Origin of the sequence: Acinetobacter sp. 12966, from assembly GCF_031196995.1 — a bacterium.
GTDB lineage: Bacteria > Pseudomonadota > Gammaproteobacteria > Pseudomonadales > Moraxellaceae > Acinetobacter > Acinetobacter geminorum.
In genome coordinates, this window is record NZ_JAVIMC010000045.1 from 1 (window position 1) to 586 (window position 586).

Annotated in this window: 1 pseudogene; it reads left to right on the forward strand. The window is 39.1% G+C overall.

The features are described 5' to 3' along the window. A pseudogene (locus tag RFW85_RS06665) lies at positions 1-586 on the forward strand (phage tail protein); the annotation flags it as partial.

Consider the following 586-nt stretch of genomic DNA (forward strand, 5'->3'; position numbering starts at 1 on the left):
TGCTACAGACGTTCTTGAGCTCTTGAATGATCAAATCAGTGAATCTCAGCTCAATCAGGATCTTAAAACCAAGATTGATCATATTGAGACTATTGACGCTGAAATTGGTCCAATTAAGCAAGATATACAAAATACGAAAGATCGGATTGCACAAGAAGTCATTGATCGACAAAACGCTATTCAGCAAGCCAAAGATGGTTTATCACAGCAAATTATTGATGGTGATGAAGGTGTTCTTAAAGTTGTAAATACTGTTAAACAGTCAAGTGATGATGGTCTTGCTGCAGCTCAAGAAAGCATTCGTGTTGTTGCAAATGATCTTTCACTTGTAGCTGAAAAAACGGACGGTGTATATGCACAGTTAAATCCACCTTTGATTGGATCTGAGTCTGATTTGATCGGTAATGATCAGGGCTTCGCAGGAACTTGGTCTGTTCAATCGGCAATGATCGAAGGGGACTTAGCACTTAGTAAGCGTATTGATACAACGGCAGTTGAGTTAAATAACTTACAGGCTTATGCACGGCAAGAAGTTGAAGCGCGAATTGAAGGCGATAAAGTAACAGTTCAAAAGATTGATACGTAT